The following is a 16111-nucleotide window of genomic DNA, read 5'->3' on the forward strand; positions in this document are numbered from 1 at the left end:
GCAGTCGATGCCGAACCGGTCGTGCAGGTCGAGCTGGATTAGGTTCCAGTGGGCGAGGATGTCGGCCCACGAGAAGGACGGGCTCAGGAGCTCTGGCGGGACCTCGTACCACTCCCAGAGGCCCGTCGCTTCGTCGTAGTCGCCGCGGCCGTAGTCCTGCGGGTCGCGGGACGGGAGCTGCGGCTGGCCGCTTTTCCCGCCTCCGCCGCCCCGCTGTTCCAGTGCGCCTCGGCAACCTGCTCGGAGACGTTGAAGTGGTACATGGCCGTGAGGGCGCAGTGCCGCAGCATCGGCCAGGACACGTCCGCGAGGAGCTGGTCGTAGGCGCTGCCCAGGACGTCGCGGTACAGGTCCTGCTCCTGCTCGTCGTCGAGCATCTGCCGGTCCCGCTCGCGCGGCTGCCCGCCCTCGAGGACGCGGCGGCCGGTGGCGAGCAGGATCTCCACCCGGACGCCGACCTCGGCGGAGTACTCGGGGACCCGGTACTGCTTGCCGGCGATGGGGAGGAGGAGGTCTCCGGTCAGCCAGGCGGCTGCTTCCTCCAGGGCCATCAGGGCGTCTCGTCGGCGGCCGGGTTGGTGATGTCGATCCGCTTGCCCTTGCCGGTGAGGTTGACCGTCACGGACTCGGTGTCGGCGGTGCCGCCACCGCCGGGCTCCCACGAGACGTTGGCGTAGCCCTCGTAGGCCTCGGGGCCGCCGTTCCGGTCGTACCAGCGGATGTGGGCGGTGCCGGCGACGCCGAACTGGTCGGACTTGGCGCGGAGCGCCTCCTGGCCGGGGTCGGGGGTTGCCTCGTCCTCGCCCTTGCGGAGCAGCGTGACCGTGTTCGACCACTTGAGCATGGTCTTCTCGTCGGAGCCCCAGCCGTCGGAGTCGTAGTCGTCGGTGGCCTGGGTGGTGGGGGTCAGGCCGGGGGTGAAGTTGGTGATGCCCTTGACCTGCGTCCAGGTGGGGGTGGCGGTGGCCGAGGTGTCGATCTCCAGCCGCCACTTGCGGGCGAGCATGGTGACGAGGGGTGCGGTCATGTCTGGGCCTCCTGGCTCAGTCGGTGGTGGTCGCGCGGAGACGGACGGTGTGCAGGTAGAAGTTCTGGGTCATCTCCCAGCGCCGGTTGGCGTCCTGGCCCAGGGGTCCGCCGGACTGCCAGCGGATGAGGGACACGTGCCAGCCGCCGACGTCGACATGCTCGAGGCCGTCGAGGGCGGCGCGGATCTCGTCGGCGTCGTCATCGGCCGGGCGTGGGTCGTCGGTGGCGGGCCCGCGGTTGCGCACCTGGATGCCCTCGACCGTGTCCGCAGCGCCCGCGATCCCAGCGACGGGGTAGTGGGAGACCGTGATCAGCCGGTCCGGCTTCGCGGGGACTGCACGCATGTAGATCGGCCGCACCGCGCTAGGTGGGTAGACGCCGGTCGGCTGCCAGGTGCCGACCTCGGCCGCGGCCAGGAGCTGCGCGACGCCGGCCATGAGGTCGCTGGCGAAGCTCACAGCGCCTTCCGGACCTCGTCGCCGATCGCGTCGAGCGCCTCGTCGCCGCGCTCAGCCAGGGCCAGCTCGAGGAACTTCGCCCGCTTCCCGGCCCGCGGGGTGACGGTGAGGTTCTCGTGGGCGCCGACGGCCTTGGAGTCGGTGTAGTAGACGCTGCCGGTGTCGCCGCCCACCGAGGTGCCCTGCGACGCCTTCAGTTCGCCGGTGTGCACGAGCACGTAGTCCTGGGACCGCTCGGCGATCATGTCGAGGCCGCGGCGTAGACCGCGGGCGATGCCGGCGTCCACAGCGGCCTCGGCCTGCTCGCCGTGCCAGTTCATCTCGACGTGAGCCATCAGGTCAGCTCCCCGGAGACGTAGACGACGGCCCCGGTGCCGGGCTGGACGTGAGGGGTGACCTGGCCGACCGTGGCGACGACGGTGGCGGCGGTGACTCGCGACTCGGGGGTGAGCACCTCGACCGGGTCGACGGTGCCGGACCCGTCGGCTAGGCGGGCCGGGTTGGGCAGCAGCACCTGCCGCTGCGACACGACCTCCTCGGCCGCGGCGCTGCGCTGCAGCCGTCGGCCGCCGGACACGTGCCCGAGGACGGTCACCGGGTCGGAGAAGGTGTCGCCGTAGGCGCCCTGCCCCTGGTGCGTCTCGACGGTGATGGGCTCGGCGAACCAGCGGGCCGGGATCCTCACGCGACGTACACCGCCTGCCCGTACGTCGACCGCAGCCGCTCGAGCTGCCGCGGCGGGATGGGCAGGTCGCCCATCTGCTGCCGCTCCGAGTAGGTGATGCGGTACTCGGCGAGCGCCTCCGATGCCGGGGTTCCGCCGCCGAGGCGGCCGTCGCCGAGCTCGGCGAGCATCTGCGCTGCGAGCACGCACGTCCACCGCACCAGCGCGCTGGGAGGCTGCGTGTAGCCGACGGTGTAGGTGACGGTCGGGGTTCCGTCGGCCGCGGTGCCCTCGGTGAGGGCGCTCCGCGGCACGCCGGGTACGACCAGGCGTCCCAGGTGGTCCCGTACCGCGGGGACGGTGATCTCGGCGGTCGGGTAGACCTGCCAGCCGATCTCGTCCCGCAGGACGTCGGAGGCGTCCTCGAGCAGCTGCTCGGCGACTTCCTCGTCGGCGACGGTGAGACCGCGGACCTGAAGGTCGGCCACCGTCGCGAAGGGTGCTACCACGGTGGCCGACCTCCTCTCGAGCTCAGGCGCGCTTGGTCTCGCCGGTCTCGAGGTTGTGCTCGACCGAGACGTACTTGCCGTCGGGGCCGAGCACGTCGTACTTCTCGACCCGCGCCTTCCGCGCCTCCGTCTTCGGCTGCTCCGGCTCGGGCAGCGGGACGACGGCGTTGACCGTCCCGTGGCCGGCGGCCGCCGCGGCGGCCTTGTCGGGGCTGACCGAGGACACCCGCTCGGAGGGGTCCGTTGTGTCGAACGGGGCGTCGCCCGGCTCCACCTCGGAGGGGACGGACACGCTCTTCGTGGTCCTGGTGGCCATGGTCGGTTCCTCCGGGATCAGGCGGCGAGGACGCCGCGGAGACGGGCCGCGGCCTTGCCCCCGAAGGTGGCGAGGCCGCAGTAGAACTCGATGCGGGTGCGGTAGGCGGGCTTGTCCTGCAGCTCGCCGAGGTCGTAGACCTGCACGCCGCCGTTGGTCAGGCCGGTGACGGCCTGGTCGCCCTCGTCCTGGCCGAACTTCACGGCGTAGACGCTGGAGGCCGCGGAGCTGGAGCCCTGGGTCTCCGTCTGCGGCAGGATGTTCACGCCGGCCGCGGTCTGGCCCGGGTCGAGGACCGGGATGCCGTTGTAGGTGAGGACCCGCTTCTGCGTCAGGTCCTCGCGGATGAAGTCGGCCCCGCCCAGGCGGCGCAGCGCCGACGTGAGCCGGCCGAGGACCGACGCGTTGGCGTAGATCGCGCCGTTCTGCCCGTTGATGCCCGGGACGGCCGCGATGAGGGCGTCCAGGTTGTCGAGGAAGGCGTGCGTGTCGGTGCCGCCGTTGCCGACGATCGGGGCGCCGTTGACGCCGGCATCGATGACCTGGGCGCCGGTGAGGCGCTTCTTCAGGCCGTCGAAGGCCTTGGTGTCGACGGTGACGTCGCCGTTGAAGAAAGTGTCCTGGAACTTGTAGGACGCCGCCTTGACCTTCATCGCGGTCTGGGTGGCCCGCTGGTCGTTGAGGTTGCCGCGGGTCTGCACGATGAAGCGGTCGACGTCCGCGTCGCCACCGAGGATGGCCAGGGACTCGGTCCGCTGGACGACGGTGCCGGTCGACTCGGTGTACGCCTCGTTGACCGCGCGGAAGGCGACGCCCGGGAGGGTGGCCTCCTGGTTGTAGGCGTAGGCGTTGCCCTCGATCGGCATCAGCGGGATGCGGTCGAGGATGGGGGAGACCTGCACGAAGGTCTCGATGACGCCGCGCTGCAGGCTGTTCTGCGACAGGAGCGCGGCTTCGGCCAGGGTCACGGCCATGGGACGGGGTTCCTTCCTGGGAGTGGCCCGTCAGCCCAGGCGGGGACGGGTGGAGAGCTACTTGCTGTCGGCGTACGCCGCACGCAGGCGACCCAGGCCGGGGGCCGGCTCGGGCTTGGCGGTCTCCTTGCGAGCTCCACCGTCGGCGTCGCCCTGGAACCGGCGGCCTTGCGCCGCCAGGTGGGGCTTGTTCTTGAGGAGCGCCTTCAGCGCGTCCTCGATCTTCTCGACGTCGATCGAGTCGCCGTTGAGGAAGTCGTCGGCCTTGCGGGTGCGCAGGAGGATCGCGACGGCGTCCTCGGGGTCGGCGAAGTCCTTGGCGGCCTTGGCCTCGATCCGGTCGACGACCCGGTCGCGCAGCACCTCGGCGCGGGCCTCGGCCTTGGCCTGTCGGCGGATCTCGTCCGGGTCGGGCTGGCCGTCGCCGGCGCCCTGCTTGCCGAGGAGCTCGCGGACCTGGTCGGGGGTGACGCCGAGGGACTGCCAGGGGCGGAGCTCGTCGCGGAACTGGTTCCGCTGCGTCTTCATCCGGTCGAGGGCCTGCTTGCCGGCGTCGCCGAGCTGGCCGGCGCCGTCGTCGTCCTGGCCGTCCTGCTGGTCGTCGCCGTTGTCCTGACCGCCGTCCGCGCCGTCGTCGCCGGCCTCCATGCGGAGGTCCCCGTGCCGGGCCTTGCGCTCGGCGAGGAAGCGCGCGGCCAGTACCTGGGCCTCGGCCAGGTTCAGGCTGCGGCGGCTCATCGCGGGAACCGATCAGCCGCGATGCGCTTCGCTTCTTCCCGCGACATGGCGGACACGTTCATGGCCCTGCTGGGGAGGCCCAGGAGGCTGTGCAGTTCGTCGCGCGCCTCGGCCAGCTCGTCGCCGATCAGGGCGGCCTTCTTCTGCCGCTCGTCGGCGTCGCGCTGCGCCCAGGAGTGCTGGTGCTCCAGGTCCACGACGCGCTGCATGGCGAGCACGCGGCGGTCGACTTCCTGGTCGGCGGGCATGGCCTCGCCGTCGTTTTCGTACATGGGGTGTCTCTCCTTGCGAGAGGCCGACACCCCTTGCGGGCGTCGGGGGTCTAGGGCCGCTGCACGCGTGCGCCCTTGCGGGCGTTGCAGCGCATGTGCGCCGGCTGCGCGTTCGCGGGCTCGTGCAGGCCGCCGTCGGCCAGCGCGATGACGTGGTCGACGGTCAAGCACATCGGATCGGGCCAGCGAAGCTCGAGCTCGATCGGCTCGTCGCAGATCCCGCAGAGCCCACCGTCGCGCTCCCAGAGCGCCTTCACGTCGATGTCCTCGACGAACGCCGCGAGCTTGAGGGCACGCCGTCGCTGGACCTTCGCGCGGGCCGCCTCCGGGTTCGCGGCTCGCCAGGCTCGCTCCTGGGCGCGCATTGTGTCGCGGCTGCGAGTCCGCCAGTCGGCGGTCATGGCCCGCTGGGCGGCCAGCAGCTCCGGATCGGCCGCGACCTTCTCGTAGCGCCGCCTGCTCGCCACAGCCTTGCGCCCCAGGACCTCGACGCGGTCGCCATGCTCAAGGTGCCAGGCCGCTGCGCGGCGCCGGGCCCGCTCGTCGTGACACTCGCGGGAGCAGACCTTGCGGTCACGGCGGCCGGTGGTGATCGCATTGCCGCAGATGACGCACGGACGCCCTGACACGTCTCGGAAAGTAGCTGGTCAGTACGACAGTTCAGGTGATGTAGGCGTAGTAGCGGAGCAGTCTGATCGCGTCGTCCCGGTTCTTCGCGATCTTGTACAGCGACTCCGGAGTCAGCCGCGGCGTCTTCGAGACGCGGTACCGGGAGCCGTTGCGCTTGGCCAGGTCCCGCTGCTGCCGACCGAACGCGCCGCGGGCACTCGTCCCGGACGAGGTGATGCGCAGCGGGCGCCCATACACCTGCGCGGTGCGGACGCCGGAGCGGCTGTTGACGACCTGGGACAGGTCGGCGCCGTCGCGGATGGCCTGCGCGCGGTTCTTGCCGAACGCCCGGTTCTGCTCGTCCTCGGTGAGGGAGCGGAAGTAGGCGTCGGGGCTGGTGCGGAGGTCGTCGGCGTGGTCCTCGTCGGCGGGGATGTGCCGGCAGTCGCAGCCCTCGTGTCGCTCGAAGCCGTCGGACCACAGGTAGAAGCGGCCGGCGAGCAGGATGCACCGGTCGCAGGCCGGCGGGTTGATCATCCGAACCCAGCCGGTCACCCACGGGCGGACGGCGATCTCCGTGGAGGTGGCCAGCCGGGCCGCGTCGGCGATCTGAGTGCGGGCTACGCCCGTGAGCAGCCGCAGCCCCGCCTCGGCCGGGTCTTGGCCCTCGGCGGCCGCGTGCAGCGCCCGCAGCCGGACGGTGTCCAGGGTCTCGGCGAGCGTCACCCCGGACGAGGAGCCGACGAACGCCGGCGGCCGGATCACGCCCTGCGGGCGCCCGTCGTCCAGGCCGAGCTCGCCGAGCAGTGCCGGCACGTAGTCGCTGGCCTGCCGGGCCGCGGCAACCTGGCCGGCCGCCAGAACCGAGCCGAGCTGCTGCAGCATCGCCGCGAACGAGGCGTTGATGTTGGCCGGGTCGAACTGGGCCCACAGGTTCTGCAGCGCCAGTAGCACCGCAGCCAGCACCGTCTGCCCCTGGGCGTAGAAGGCTGCGGCCGGCTCAGGCGGTGTCGGTGCCGTCATCGCCGGCGGCGAACGGGGCCAGGACGCCGTTCAGGACCCCGGACCCGGCCGGGTCGCGGGCGACCATGTCCAGGACGCGGTCGACGTCGATCTGGGACATGCCGTAGCGGTCCTGCGCGATCCACTCGAGCGGGAAGCCGACCTGCCGGTCCTTCAGCGCGGCGTCGGCGAGCTGCGCCTCGTTCTGGATCTCGGGGTTCTTCCAGCCGATCGTCGCGGTGCGGCAGGCGTCGGCCACGCGGGTGTTGCCGCGGACCATCGCCATGAGCCGGAACATGCCGCGGATCGGCGCGGCGTAGAACTCGTGGTCGTCGCGGACGTCCATCACCAGCGGCGTCTCGGTCGCCTTCAGCGTCTCGCCGTTGGTGTTCCCCAGCTCACCGTTGACGTAGTAGGCCGGGGTCGAGGTCTGCGACATGACGTGCTGGACGGCGACCTTGACGACGTCGGTGAAGACGTCGAGCTTCGCGGCGTCCCAGGAGCCGATCTTGGCGTTCTGCCCGGTCAGCCACAGCATCCGGCCGCGGGCGAGCTCGCCGATGTCGACGGCCTTCTCGCCGATCTTCTGGCCCTGCTCGTTGAGGATGGGCAGCTTCGGCGGTTCCTGGCCCATGACGACGCGGGCGGGCATGGACGCGAAGTCGGCGGCGACGAACAGGTACGCCCACAGCAGGTTGATGGCGTCCTGCATGGCGATGGTGCCGTCGATGCGGGACAGCGGCTCTCCGCGCAGCTGCGGCTTGTGCTCGAGCTCGCGGACCGGCAGCTCGCCGAGCGGGTTGGCCAGCGGCCAGGTGTTGTCCTCGGCCGGCTGCCGCCGCTCCCAGCCGCCGGTGTTGCCGGCGGTGAACCCGTTCGGCACCCACAGCCCGGAGGTGGTTACCCCGCCGGCCATGCCCGCGTACGCGGCGCGGCGCTGGAACTTCCACACCTGGTCGGCGGTGTACAGCGTCGCGAAGTGCTGGTCCTCGTCCGCCCAGGCCTTCAGCGCGTACCGGGGCCGGCCGGTGCCGGGCTCGTAGTCGACGATCACCTGCGCGGGGTGCTCCCAGGTGACGACCGGCTCGTCGTCGCGATTGCCCCACACGAGCACGGCGGACCGACGTGCCACCGAGGCGGTGAGGAAGCCCTGCGCGGACTTGAGGGTGAGCTCGTTGGCCGACCAGTCCCGCCACAGTGCCCGCTCGTCGTCGTCGAGTGGGGCGCGGGTGTCCTCGCCCAAACGGATCCCCGCGACGCGGGTGCGCTCGGCGGCGGCCTTGCCGACGACACCGCACCAGTTGTCGGAGAAGCCCTTGTACCGGGCGGCGTGCTCGGCGGCCCACGCGTTCGACGCGTAGGACAGCGGGTGGTCGCCGCGGAAGTAGGCCTCGAACCGGTCGATCTCCCGCTGCCGGTCGCTCAGCCGCTTGTGCAGCTTCACCACCAGCCGCAGGGCCTCAGAGGTCTCCACGCGCGCGGGACCCCCTCAGGTCAGGTCAGGCGAAGTAGGCGTACTCGGCGGTCGGCTTGGCTCCCCACCCGGTCTTCAGGGCGTCGGCCGCAGCCTCGTGGCACAGCACCGACGTCACGGCGGCGTCGATCTTCTGGGACTGCGCCGGCTTCCCGAGGACGAACCGGTCGCCGGGCTTGGGGACCTTCACGGCGTTCCCGACGTGAGTCGTGGTCACCGGGCAGCCGTCGTGCTGCAGCGCCCCGGACCGCAGGTCGGCCTCGAACCGCACCAGCGCCGCGTGCACCGCGCGCACCCGGGTCTGGCCGCCCATCTGCCACGGGACGAACGTCTCCGGCCCGTGCAGCCGGTCCCACGTCTCGATCTCCGAGATCCACGACGTCGGGTCGTGCGGGTCGTTGAACCCGGGGTCGCAGTACACGCGCTCGAGCTGGAACGTCTCGGCGAGCTCCGCCCACGCGTCGTGCACCTGCAGCCGCGGGATCCGGCCGCCGTGCCGGGCCGGGTTCCACACCATCGCCTCGCCGGAGGCCTTCCAGCGCGGGGTGAACTGGAAGCCGGCCGCCGTCTCCAGCCGGATCGCGGTCCAGTCGTCGTTCTCACTGCCGTCGAACCCGCCGCACACCGAGGTGCCCTTCGGCGGGTTCGGCAGCCACTCACGCGGCCGCATACGCCAGGTCCCAGAGACCGTCGGGCAGCCACGAGCCGGCGCCGCGGACGAGCCGGTTGCCGAAGAACCGCTCGGCCTGCGCCGGATCCCGCTCGAGCAGCTTCCGCGTGAGCGCCTCGATCGAGTCGAGATTGACCCACCAGGAGCCCTCGTAGACGTACTGGAAGATCCGCCGCCGGTTGGCCGCCGACATGAAGTCGATCGGCTTGCCCTGCCCGTCCAGCAGCTCCGGGACGACGTCGGGGTTCCGGTAGTAGACGAAGACGTCGTCGTGACGGCCCTCGTAGACCAGCTGCGCGTAGGAGTTCTCCGTCGGGTCCCACGCGTTCGTGGTCAGGTGCGTGCGGCCGCCCATGCCGGCCGCGCCACGGGCCTGCGTGTCCGCGACCGCGATCATCTTGTTCGAGGTGGTGTAGAGCCCGGCCTCGTCCTGCTCCGCGTCGCTGATCGGGTTGCCCAGCCGGCTGTTCGCCGAGGCCGTGACGACGTCGATGCGGTCCAGGTCGGGGTCGTCGCTGCCGCCGAGGACCCGGATGAAGCCCTCGCGCACGGCCAGCAGCTGCTTCAGCGGCCCGAGCTTGATCATCGCCTTGAGCGGGCGGTAGATGTTGTCGACCTGGTCCTCGGACGTCGCCGTCAGCTGGATCAGCGGCGACGGGTGGCGCATCCCCATCGGGTCGCCCGGCTCGTAGGCGTAGCCCCAGCCGCAGGAGCAGCCGTTGTCCTCGCACCGGTACTCGGCGCCCCGCCGGGCCCAGCCGGCGAACACCGACGGCCCGGCGGACTCGAACGCCACCTGCGACGCCGAGTGCGGGCCTTTCCCGGTCTTCTGCGGCCCGACGACCAGCGTCTGCTGGTACGTGAACGCCTGGTTGAGCACCGGCGGGTCGTCCGGGCCGACGTCCTCCGGGTGGACGAACTCGGCGTCCTCGCGGATCCGGTACCGGTTCGCGTGGCACCAGAACTGCCAGTCCGCCATCGCGTACGGCCGGCCGCGGGCGAAGCCGTCCGGCACGCGGCAGTGCTGGGTGATCCAGGCGTCGCCCAGGTCCCCGAGGGTGGGGAAGTCGACGACGAACTCAGCGGCCGCCATCGCCGGCCGCCCGCAGCCGCTTCGTGGCCGGCGCGGCCGCGGCGGTGGCCTGCTGGCGGTCGGCGGCCTTCGCGGCGAGCTCGTCGACGGCGACCTTCCAGCCCATCTCGCGCAGCCCGGCCGTGGTGAGCCCGATCTGGTCGGCGAACCGGTGCAGCGACCCCTTGTCCGCCGCCGTGGCGTCTGAGGACTCGCACAGCACCGCGGTCCGCACCCACATCGCGACCGTGTAGGTGCGCCACCGCTCCGACGGCATCGACCAGGCGCAGGCCTGCGGCGTCCGCCACGCCCACTTCCAGAGCTCGAGCTCCCGGGCGGCCACCTGCTTGGTCGCCTCGTCGTCGAGCACCTGGTAGCGGCGCTTGTCCTCGGTCTCCCAGCGGTAGACCACCCGCTGCGGCAGAGGGAACTTCGGCACCCGGCCCTTGAAGCCCTCCGCCGGCAGCGCGCTCAGCTTGTAGCCGCGGGCCTCCGATCGGCCGGACGTCTCGTCCGCCGGCGGGCCGCTGCGGTTCCGCGCTCCACCTCGAGGCATGGTGCTCATCTCCCTCAGCGGCGTTGCGCCGCGTCGGTCACACGGAGTGAGCCTTGCGCCCACCCCTCGGATGTCTGAACCCGCCGCACGTCCTAGGGACCTCACCCGCGGCCCTGTGATCTTGGTCGGGCGGGGGGCACCCCCCGTGGTCCACCGGGTTGTCCACAGGCTGGGGTCACGGAGCGTGAGCGGCGTGCCAGCCGCCTGGCTGGTGGCGTGCGGTCTCGCGGTCGTGGCAGCGCTTGCAGAGACCGCGGCCGTGCTCGGACTCGTTCGGGTCGAGGCCCATGGCGACGAGGTCGCGCCTCGAGTGTGGGTGGTGGTCGGCCACGGTGGCGGCGGCGAGCTGGCAGAGGACGCACACCTCGTCGCGGTCGAGGACCGCGGTGCGGAACGCGCGGTGCGCTGCGTCGCTGTAGTGGTGGCGGTCCCGTGCCCTGTCCGCTGCGCGCCGGCACCGGTCGCACCGTCCGCCCGGCGTGAGGGTGGGGCAGCCGGGGGTGGGGCAGACCCGCAGGGCGCGGGGCATCAGGCGGCGGCAGCGTTGCGCAGGTCGAGCAGTCGGTCGACCTCGGCCCGGGCTGCGGCCACCGCGCCGCGGTTGGCTGGGCTGTCCTTGCCGGCGAGGGCTGTGCGGGCGGAGCCGAGGCGGATGCAGGCGCGGGCCAGGTCCAGGTCGATCTCGTCGACCAGGTCCAGCTGTTGGGCGAGGTGGGCCATCGCTGCCTCCCGGACAGCAGAAGGCCCCCGCCTCGTCGTGAGGTCGGGGGCCGTGGTGCGGAGACACGTCATCCGCTGGCAGCAGCGTGACGTGTCACGCCACGTCACGCAAGGTGGGCGCGCGGTGATGCGGGATCCTGGGGTGGTGAGCGGTGGCGAGCGGCGGGTGTTCAGACCCTTCGGGCCCGAGGACGAGGAGACGAAGCGGCTTCGGGAGGAGCTCTGGGCGGAGCTGCGAGCCAACGCCGAGGAGCGCCAGCGGGAGAAGCAGGAGGCGAAGCTGCGGGAGGACCGGCTCTTCGCGCTGGCCGAGGCCGCGCACAAGCGCGAAGAAGACGCTGACACACGTAACCGTCGTCAGTACGTGATCACGATCCTCAGTTTGCTGGCCGCAATCGCGGCGATCGTGGTCCCGCTGATCGACTAGGCCGCGCCGCGTCTCGGGCGTCGGGCGTTGGCACGGGTGCGGGCCTCCGCGCGCAGCACGTCGATCGGTCGGAACAGCGGCCGGCCACGCGCGTCCTTCCCCGCGGGGTCCAGGTGGTGGCGGGACTTCCACTGCCGCACCGTCGGCTCCGGCACACCAGCCAGCCGCGCCGCCTCCGGGTAGTCGATGAGGTCCTCGTGCAGGTCGTACGGCAGGTCCGGGCCGATCGGCTCGTGGCTCATGACGCCGCCTCCTGGTAGTCGGCTTCGCGGGGCAGGGTGGGCAGGTACGGGGAGGTGGCGCCGCAGTTCTGGCAGTGCATGAGGTCGTCGCCGGCGCGGTGGGTGATGGCGCGTACGCCGCAGGCGGGGCAGCGCTGCTCGTAGCGGCGCACCGCCTTCGGTGCGGTGACGTCCAGGCCGGGGAGTCGGCGGACGGTGGCGCGCCAGGTGAGGAGCTGCGCGGCGGCCTGGGCGCCGGACTGCTCCACGTCGTCGGTCCACCTCGAGGTCGCCAGCTCCGTCGGCGGGGCGGAGGTCCAGGCGGTGAGCCACGCGGACAGGAGCCGGGCCGCGTCCGCGACCTGGCGGCCTTCGCGCTTGCCGTCGCGGTGCGGGTAGGTGAGGCCGGCGATGGAGCGGACCTCGTCCTCCCAGGTGGTGAGCAGCCAGTGCAGTTCCTCGCCGAGGTGGAGGGCGGCGGCGTTGAGCGGCATGGGGGAGCCGCGGGAGATGGACACCTGGGGGCCGCGGTCGCCCTGGCCGCGCGTGAGGGTTGCCCCACGCAGCCGCACGTACAGGGCCGGCGCGTCGTCGAGGGCGCGGGCGACGGCCTGCTCGCACACGGGGCACAGCGGCCGGTCGGTGGGTGCGCCGACCAGCTGGTCGCCGTCGGCCTCGGCGGCGTAGCAATGGCGGCCGCGGACGCAGCGGTTCATGCCGCTTCCCAGCCGCGGACCACGACGTCGCCGTACACGTCCCAGTAGCCGTCGCCGTCGAACACCACCCAGTCGCCCCAGTGGCAGGGCAGGGGCTGACCGCGGCTGCCGGTGAGCAGCAGCCCGTGGCCGTGGGCCTCGTAGCGGATGCCGCGGCGGCGCAGCTCCCGGCGGATCTGGAACAGGTGCGCGGCGTTGAGCTGCACTGCCTGCACGTTCGCGCCAGGCCGGCGCAGGTACTGCACGGTCACGCCTCGCAGCACCCCTCGGCCGCGCACCGGCCGAACAGCACACACACCGCCGCCACAGCCGCGCAGGCACCGGCGGCGCCCAGCAGCCCCGCGGTGGCGACCAGGGCTCCCAGCCGTGTCATCCCGTCCCCCCTCGTCGTGGTGGGGCGGTGAGACATCCGCTTCCCCTCGGACGCCCCACCGCCTGCACGTAGCCTGTCGTCGCTGTGACTGAGGGGTTCCGGGCGAAGGTGCGCCGCGAGGAGACCCCGATCCCGGTGTGGGTTGAGGCCGGCGGCGAGTGGCACCCCGGCTACGTCAACGGCTGGGTGAAGGGCTCCGGCGAGAAGGAGTGGCGCGCGTCGGTGTCGTGGTCTCAGCCGCGGGAGGACGGCACAGGCCACGGCAATCACCTGGGGACACGCACCGTGCAGCAGCTGAGGCCGCGGGAGACCAGCTAGCTGTCCGGGGCCGCGTGCCGGCCCCGTGGCCGTGGTGTGGGGCTAGGCCGCGGCGTCTCCTCGAGCACCCGCTGCAGATCCGCCTCGACCACGGTGCCCTGCGGCATGGTCGGCTCGTCCCGGCCGGGCAGGTGTCGGTCGGCGTCGGTCATCCACTCCTGCGCCTTCTCCGCCCACTCGCCCAGATCCACCATGTCGCCGCGCACGTCGCCGACGTCCTCGCGGTGCTGGTCCAGGTCGGCGCGCAGCTCGTTAAGGTCACGACGTACCGACGCCATGGCGACGACGGCGACGAAGAACAGCAGGCCAGAGCCGAGGCCGGCGGCGATCTGCCACCAGGTCACCGGCGCTCCTCGGGTCGGTGGCCCCAGGCGAGGGCGGCGTCGTCGCAGGCGTCCCAGCGGGCGCCGCAGGAGCACACCTCGCGCCAGCCAGGGCCGGTGTCTCGGACGACCAAGTGGTGGCGGGCCCGCAGCTGGTCTCGCAGGTCGAGGGCGTCGCGGAGCTCGGGGTCGGCGAGGACCCGAACCGCTGCGTCGAGCGGCCCGTCGATGCCGCCGCAGAAGACGCGGCTGAGGATTGCGTCCCGAGTCCGCTCGGTGAGAGTGCGCTCGTCGACGGCAGGCGCGTCGTAGACAGCGGTCACGGCGCGATCACCTCGAGGAGGTCGTCGACGAACGGCAGCGTCTCCGTCGGGGCTGGTTCGGGCGCCGGGCCGCTGCTGGTCGGGGTCGGCGTGGCGGTAGTCGTCTCGGTCGGCGTGGTGGCCGGCGCTGTCGGGATGGACGACGTCGTCGGGTCGCAGTCCCGGTCAGGGTCGTGCGCCAGGTGGTCGCACGCGCACTCGACCATCGGGTCGAGGCAGTCGAGCGGGGTGGCGGTGACGGTCACCGTGGTGGCCGGCGCAGGGCTGCTCGTCGCGGCGGGCGTGCCGGTCTGAGCCGGACGAGTGCCCAGGTCCCGATTCGGAGTCGTCGGAGCCGCCACACCGTCGACCTCCTCGGTCACGTCACCGGGCGCCTTCCCCTCGTCCACGGCCCCCACGGACGGGACGACGGGTGGCAGGATCTCGATAGACGCGACGGCGGTGCGCCCGGTGGTGTGCGTGGGCGGTGCGTCGGCGGCGGTCGTGTCCACGTCGTCGGCGGCTGCGTTCATGGCGGCGACTCCCCAGCCGGTGAGGGAGCAGAACGCGACGGCTCCGACAAGGGCGCCCGTGAGGTGCGGCCACCAGCGCTCGTCGTTCAGCCACCTGTAGGTGGCGACGAGCCGCGTGTAGGCGGCGGCGAGCGGACGACGCGGCGGCTCGGGGGACAGGTGGCGGCTCACGACGCCTCCCACAGCGTGCGCTGGACGTAGGCGGCGCCGTTGTCCTCTCGCGGCCGTGACGGCATGTCCCAGCCGTTTCGCGCCGGGCGCTCGGCCAGCACGCGCCAGCCGGCGCCCCTGAGGCTCGCGCCGCTTTCGCCGGCCTGCGTGTAGGTGAGCAGGCGCTGATAGCCGAGGGCCTTAGCCGCGCGCCAGGCGGCGCCGTAGAGGGCGCTGTTGGCGTTCGGGGTGCCATCGGTCGCGGTGCGGTTGACCTCGAGCGTCAGCCCGTCGTCGAGGTAACGGGCGACCGGGCGGCCGACCATGGCGACACCGCGAAGGACGCCGTCTGGCGTGGCGACGCCGATCGAGAACTTGTGGCCCACGGGCGGCCGGTGGTGCCGGTGCCAGGCGGCAACGAAGTTGGAGGCGTCCTCGAAGCGGACGGGAACGATGGTGAGCGTCTGCTGCGTCACTGGTCGCCTCGCAAGGCGGCGCGGAGGCTAGCTGCCGCAGCGGCGACCAGGCCGCGGTCGTCCAAGCTCATCGCCTGGTCGCCCACCTCATCCCACCGCTTCGCCAGCGCCTCGACCCGCTCGACTGCCTGTCGGTCCGCGGCGGCCTGGGCGAGCAGCGCGTGAAGCGGCCCGAAGCTCTCGTCGAGCAGGCAGTCGTCGGCGATCGACTCGGCCAGCAGGTCGGCGCCCGGCCAGTCGCCCGTCATGTCGAAGGTCGCGCCAAGGTAGGCGCCGAGGAACGGGGTCAGGGCATCGACCAGCGCGTCCCGCAGCACGGTCGCGGCGCCTTCGGTGCGGAGTCCGTCGTTGAGGCCGGCGAGCACCGCGTCACGGGCGGGGTGGCACACCCGGCAGAGGTAGCGGTCCGCGATCCCGTGCGGGCACGGCGGTCCGTCGTGCCAGTCCGGCGGGAGCACCTCCCCGTCCTCCGCGCCCTGGTCCTGGCGGGCGACGGCGGGGCGCGGGCCGGGCCCAGCGCCGCACCTCAGGTCGTCTCGGTGAGCCTCGACCGACATCGGGTCAAGCAGCCGTCCTGTGTCGTCGCCGTCGTGCCGGGCTGCGGTCACCGGGACGTCTCACCCGTGGTGAGGACTCTGTGGCCAGCTGGTACCGAATCGGCCCCGTTCCGCCGATACCGTCCCCGGGCCCGGAGAGAAGACAGGGGACAGAATTGCGTACTGGCTTGCGGGTTGTGGCCGCCCTTGGGGCTGTCGTCGCTGCGGTTGGTCTGGGACTGGGCCTGTGGCCGCAGACCGCCGAGATCAGCGACGTGCGTGGCGTGGAGTGCGGGTCGCCCTTTTTCCCGTCGTCCTCGCCGGCCTACGAGTACAGCGTTGGCTCCGTTCCGGAGAATCGCATCGCGCAAATCCTGTTCGAGGACGACTTGTTCCGCACCACCGCCTGCAACAACCTGGTCCTGGCTGACATCCGGACCCCCGCCATCGCGACGACCGTCGGCGGTGGACTGGTGAGCGCAGCGGCGGTCGGTGGGCTGTGGGCCGTCCGTCGGCACGGTGCCCGGTCCGCTGAGGCGCATTGGCGGGCGCAGGGGTTCGTCCCCAAGTCGGAGCTCGACGCCCCGCCCGCCGACTGGGTGAAGGCCACTGAAGGCGCGGACGACACGGGCAATTCGGCGACTGTCGCCCCCTCCAAGTAGCGAGCACCAGG

The 16111-nt window shown here is 72.4% G+C and carries 29 protein-coding genes; 3 read left to right on the forward strand and 26 right to left on the reverse strand.

Annotated features, from left to right (window positions below):
- Positions 1 to 83: 83 nt before the first annotated feature.
- From ACI8AX_RS19950 to ACI8AX_RS20030, 17 genes are all read right to left on the reverse strand, one after another.
- Positions 84 to 551 carry a DUF7426 family protein gene (locus ACI8AX_RS19950; RefSeq protein ID WP_456551602.1) on the reverse strand — a complete coding sequence of 156 codons (468 nt, stop codon included), beginning with the start codon at positions 549 to 551 and terminating at the stop codon, positions 84 to 86.
- Positions 551 to 1027 (reverse strand): phage tail tube protein, encoded by a 477-nt coding sequence (locus ACI8AX_RS19955; RefSeq protein WP_456551603.1) that lies wholly within the window; start codon positions 1025 to 1027, stop codon positions 551 to 553. The genes ACI8AX_RS19950 and ACI8AX_RS19955 overlap by 1 nt, the downstream gene beginning before the upstream one ends.
- A 16-nt stretch (positions 1028 to 1043) precedes the next feature.
- A complete protein-coding gene (locus ACI8AX_RS19960; protein WP_456551604.1) occupies positions 1044 to 1487 on the reverse strand; it encodes a minor capsid protein in 444 nt (147 codons plus the stop codon).
- The gene (locus ACI8AX_RS19965) at positions 1484 to 1822 is read right to left on the reverse strand and encodes a hypothetical protein (protein WP_456551605.1); all 339 of its coding nucleotides are present in this window, start codon (positions 1820 to 1822) and stop codon (positions 1484 to 1486) included. The genes ACI8AX_RS19960 and ACI8AX_RS19965 overlap by 4 nt, the downstream gene beginning before the upstream one ends.
- The gene (locus ACI8AX_RS19970; protein WP_456551606.1) at positions 1822 to 2172 is read right to left on the reverse strand and encodes a hypothetical protein; all 351 of its coding nucleotides are present in this window, start codon (positions 2170 to 2172) and stop codon (positions 1822 to 1824) included. The genes ACI8AX_RS19965 and ACI8AX_RS19970 overlap by 1 nt, the downstream gene beginning before the upstream one ends.
- The gene (locus ACI8AX_RS19975; RefSeq protein ID WP_456551607.1) at positions 2169 to 2660 is read right to left on the reverse strand and encodes a hypothetical protein; all 492 of its coding nucleotides are present in this window, start codon (positions 2658 to 2660) and stop codon (positions 2169 to 2171) included. The genes ACI8AX_RS19970 and ACI8AX_RS19975 overlap by 4 nt, the downstream gene beginning before the upstream one ends.
- A gap of 22 nt (positions 2661 to 2682) precedes the next feature.
- Positions 2683 to 2976 carry a hypothetical protein gene (locus ACI8AX_RS19980; protein ID WP_456551608.1) on the reverse strand — a complete coding sequence of 98 codons (294 nt, stop codon included), beginning with the start codon at positions 2974 to 2976 and terminating at the stop codon, positions 2683 to 2685.
- A 17-nt stretch (positions 2977 to 2993) separates the two neighbouring features.
- Positions 2994 to 3950: a major capsid protein gene (locus ACI8AX_RS19985; protein WP_456551609.1), complete on the reverse strand. Its 957-nt coding sequence runs from the start codon at positions 3948 to 3950 to the stop codon at positions 2994 to 2996.
- A 57-nt stretch (positions 3951 to 4007) separates the two neighbouring features.
- The gene (locus tag ACI8AX_RS19990; protein ID WP_456551610.1) at positions 4008 to 4688 is read right to left on the reverse strand and encodes a hypothetical protein; all 681 of its coding nucleotides are present in this window, start codon (positions 4686 to 4688) and stop codon (positions 4008 to 4010) included.
- Positions 4685 to 4960 (reverse strand): hypothetical protein, encoded by a 276-nt coding sequence (locus ACI8AX_RS19995; RefSeq protein WP_456551611.1) that lies wholly within the window; start codon positions 4958 to 4960, stop codon positions 4685 to 4687. The genes ACI8AX_RS19990 and ACI8AX_RS19995 overlap by 4 nt, the downstream gene beginning before the upstream one ends.
- Before the next feature lie 50 nt (positions 4961 to 5010).
- Positions 5011 to 5589 (reverse strand): HNH endonuclease, encoded by a 579-nt coding sequence (locus ACI8AX_RS20000; RefSeq protein ID WP_456551612.1) that lies wholly within the window; start codon positions 5587 to 5589, stop codon positions 5011 to 5013.
- A 31-nt stretch (positions 5590 to 5620) separates the two neighbouring features.
- Complete coding sequence (locus tag ACI8AX_RS20005; RefSeq protein WP_456551613.1) at positions 5621 to 6592, reverse strand: VG15 protein; 972 nt, start codon at positions 6590 to 6592, stop codon at positions 5621 to 5623.
- On the reverse strand, positions 6570 to 8045 hold the full coding sequence (locus tag ACI8AX_RS20010; RefSeq protein WP_456551614.1) for a phage portal protein: 1476 nt from the start codon (positions 8043 to 8045) through the stop codon (positions 6570 to 6572). Before ACI8AX_RS20010 ends, ACI8AX_RS20005 begins: the two co-directional genes overlap by 23 nt.
- A 25-nt stretch (positions 8046 to 8070) precedes the next feature.
- On the reverse strand, positions 8071 to 8715 hold the full coding sequence (locus ACI8AX_RS20015; RefSeq protein ID WP_456551615.1) for a hypothetical protein: 645 nt from the start codon (positions 8713 to 8715) through the stop codon (positions 8071 to 8073).
- Positions 8702 to 9808, reverse strand: coding sequence for a hypothetical protein (locus ACI8AX_RS20020; RefSeq protein ID WP_456551616.1), 1107 nt, complete (start codon positions 9806 to 9808; stop codon positions 8702 to 8704). The genes ACI8AX_RS20015 and ACI8AX_RS20020 overlap by 14 nt, the downstream gene beginning before the upstream one ends.
- The gene (locus ACI8AX_RS20025) at positions 9795 to 10343 is read right to left on the reverse strand and encodes a hypothetical protein (protein ID WP_456551617.1); all 549 of its coding nucleotides are present in this window, start codon (positions 10341 to 10343) and stop codon (positions 9795 to 9797) included. The genes ACI8AX_RS20020 and ACI8AX_RS20025 overlap by 14 nt, the downstream gene beginning before the upstream one ends.
- A 528-nt stretch (positions 10344 to 10871) precedes the next feature.
- Positions 10872 to 11063 carry a hypothetical protein gene (locus ACI8AX_RS20030; protein WP_456551618.1) on the reverse strand — a complete coding sequence of 64 codons (192 nt, stop codon included), beginning with the start codon at positions 11061 to 11063 and terminating at the stop codon, positions 10872 to 10874.
- 145 nt (positions 11064 to 11208) lie between these two features.
- Here ACI8AX_RS20030 and ACI8AX_RS20035 point away from each other — a divergent pair, with 145 nt between their 5' ends.
- Positions 11209 to 11490 (forward strand): hypothetical protein, encoded by a 282-nt coding sequence (locus tag ACI8AX_RS20035; protein ID WP_456551619.1) that lies wholly within the window; start codon positions 11209 to 11211, stop codon positions 11488 to 11490.
- Here ACI8AX_RS20035 and ACI8AX_RS20040 read toward each other — a convergent pair.
- Genes ACI8AX_RS20040 through ACI8AX_RS20055 form a run of 4 tightly spaced genes read right to left on the reverse strand, consistent with a single transcriptional unit; the run spans position 11487 to position 12800 of the window.
- Positions 11487 to 11732: a MerR family transcriptional regulator gene (locus ACI8AX_RS20040; protein ID WP_456551620.1), complete on the reverse strand. Its 246-nt coding sequence runs from the start codon at positions 11730 to 11732 to the stop codon at positions 11487 to 11489. The genes ACI8AX_RS20035 and ACI8AX_RS20040 overlap by 4 nt on opposite strands.
- Entirely contained in the window at positions 11729 to 12427 is a 699-nt protein-coding gene (locus ACI8AX_RS20045; protein WP_456551621.1) for a hypothetical protein, read from the reverse strand. The genes ACI8AX_RS20040 and ACI8AX_RS20045 overlap by 4 nt, the downstream gene beginning before the upstream one ends.
- The gene (locus tag ACI8AX_RS20050) at positions 12424 to 12678 is read right to left on the reverse strand and encodes a hypothetical protein (protein ID WP_456551622.1); all 255 of its coding nucleotides are present in this window, start codon (positions 12676 to 12678) and stop codon (positions 12424 to 12426) included. The genes ACI8AX_RS20045 and ACI8AX_RS20050 overlap by 4 nt, the downstream gene beginning before the upstream one ends.
- Positions 12675 to 12800, reverse strand: coding sequence for a hypothetical protein (locus ACI8AX_RS20055; protein ID WP_456551623.1), 126 nt, complete (start codon positions 12798 to 12800; stop codon positions 12675 to 12677). The genes ACI8AX_RS20050 and ACI8AX_RS20055 overlap by 4 nt, the downstream gene beginning before the upstream one ends.
- An 84-nt stretch (positions 12801 to 12884) precedes the next feature.
- On the opposite strand from ACI8AX_RS20055, the gene ACI8AX_RS20060 reads away from it, so the two are divergent.
- On the forward strand, positions 12885 to 13118 hold the full coding sequence (locus tag ACI8AX_RS20060) for a hypothetical protein (protein WP_456551624.1): 234 nt from the start codon (positions 12885 to 12887) through the stop codon (positions 13116 to 13118).
- On the opposite strand, the gene ACI8AX_RS20065 is transcribed toward ACI8AX_RS20060, so the two are convergent.
- The 5 genes from ACI8AX_RS20065 to ACI8AX_RS20085 are packed head-to-tail and all read right to left on the reverse strand — an operon-like array spanning position 13115 to position 15360.
- Complete coding sequence (locus ACI8AX_RS20065) at positions 13115 to 13462, reverse strand: hypothetical protein (protein WP_456551625.1); 348 nt, start codon at positions 13460 to 13462, stop codon at positions 13115 to 13117. The genes ACI8AX_RS20060 and ACI8AX_RS20065 overlap by 4 nt on opposite strands.
- Positions 13459 to 13764, reverse strand: coding sequence for a hypothetical protein (locus ACI8AX_RS20070; protein ID WP_456551626.1), 306 nt, complete (start codon positions 13762 to 13764; stop codon positions 13459 to 13461). The genes ACI8AX_RS20065 and ACI8AX_RS20070 overlap by 4 nt, the downstream gene beginning before the upstream one ends.
- Complete coding sequence (locus ACI8AX_RS20075; protein ID WP_456551627.1) at positions 13761 to 14447, reverse strand: hypothetical protein; 687 nt, start codon at positions 14445 to 14447, stop codon at positions 13761 to 13763. The genes ACI8AX_RS20070 and ACI8AX_RS20075 overlap by 4 nt, the downstream gene beginning before the upstream one ends.
- Positions 14444 to 14902: an XF1762 family protein gene (locus ACI8AX_RS20080; protein WP_456551628.1), complete on the reverse strand. Its 459-nt coding sequence runs from the start codon at positions 14900 to 14902 to the stop codon at positions 14444 to 14446. Before ACI8AX_RS20080 ends, ACI8AX_RS20075 begins: the two co-directional genes overlap by 4 nt.
- A complete protein-coding gene (locus ACI8AX_RS20085; RefSeq protein WP_456551629.1) occupies positions 14899 to 15360 on the reverse strand; it encodes a hypothetical protein in 462 nt (153 codons plus the stop codon). Before ACI8AX_RS20085 ends, ACI8AX_RS20080 begins: the two co-directional genes overlap by 4 nt.
- A gap of 275 nt (positions 15361 to 15635) precedes the next feature.
- On the opposite strand from ACI8AX_RS20085, the gene ACI8AX_RS20090 reads away from it, so the two are divergent.
- Complete coding sequence (locus tag ACI8AX_RS20090; protein WP_456551630.1) at positions 15636 to 16100, forward strand: hypothetical protein; 465 nt, start codon at positions 15636 to 15638, stop codon at positions 16098 to 16100.
- Positions 16101 to 16111: the final 11 nt, after the last annotated feature.

Source organism: Blastococcus sp. SYSU D00813, from assembly GCF_054050735.1.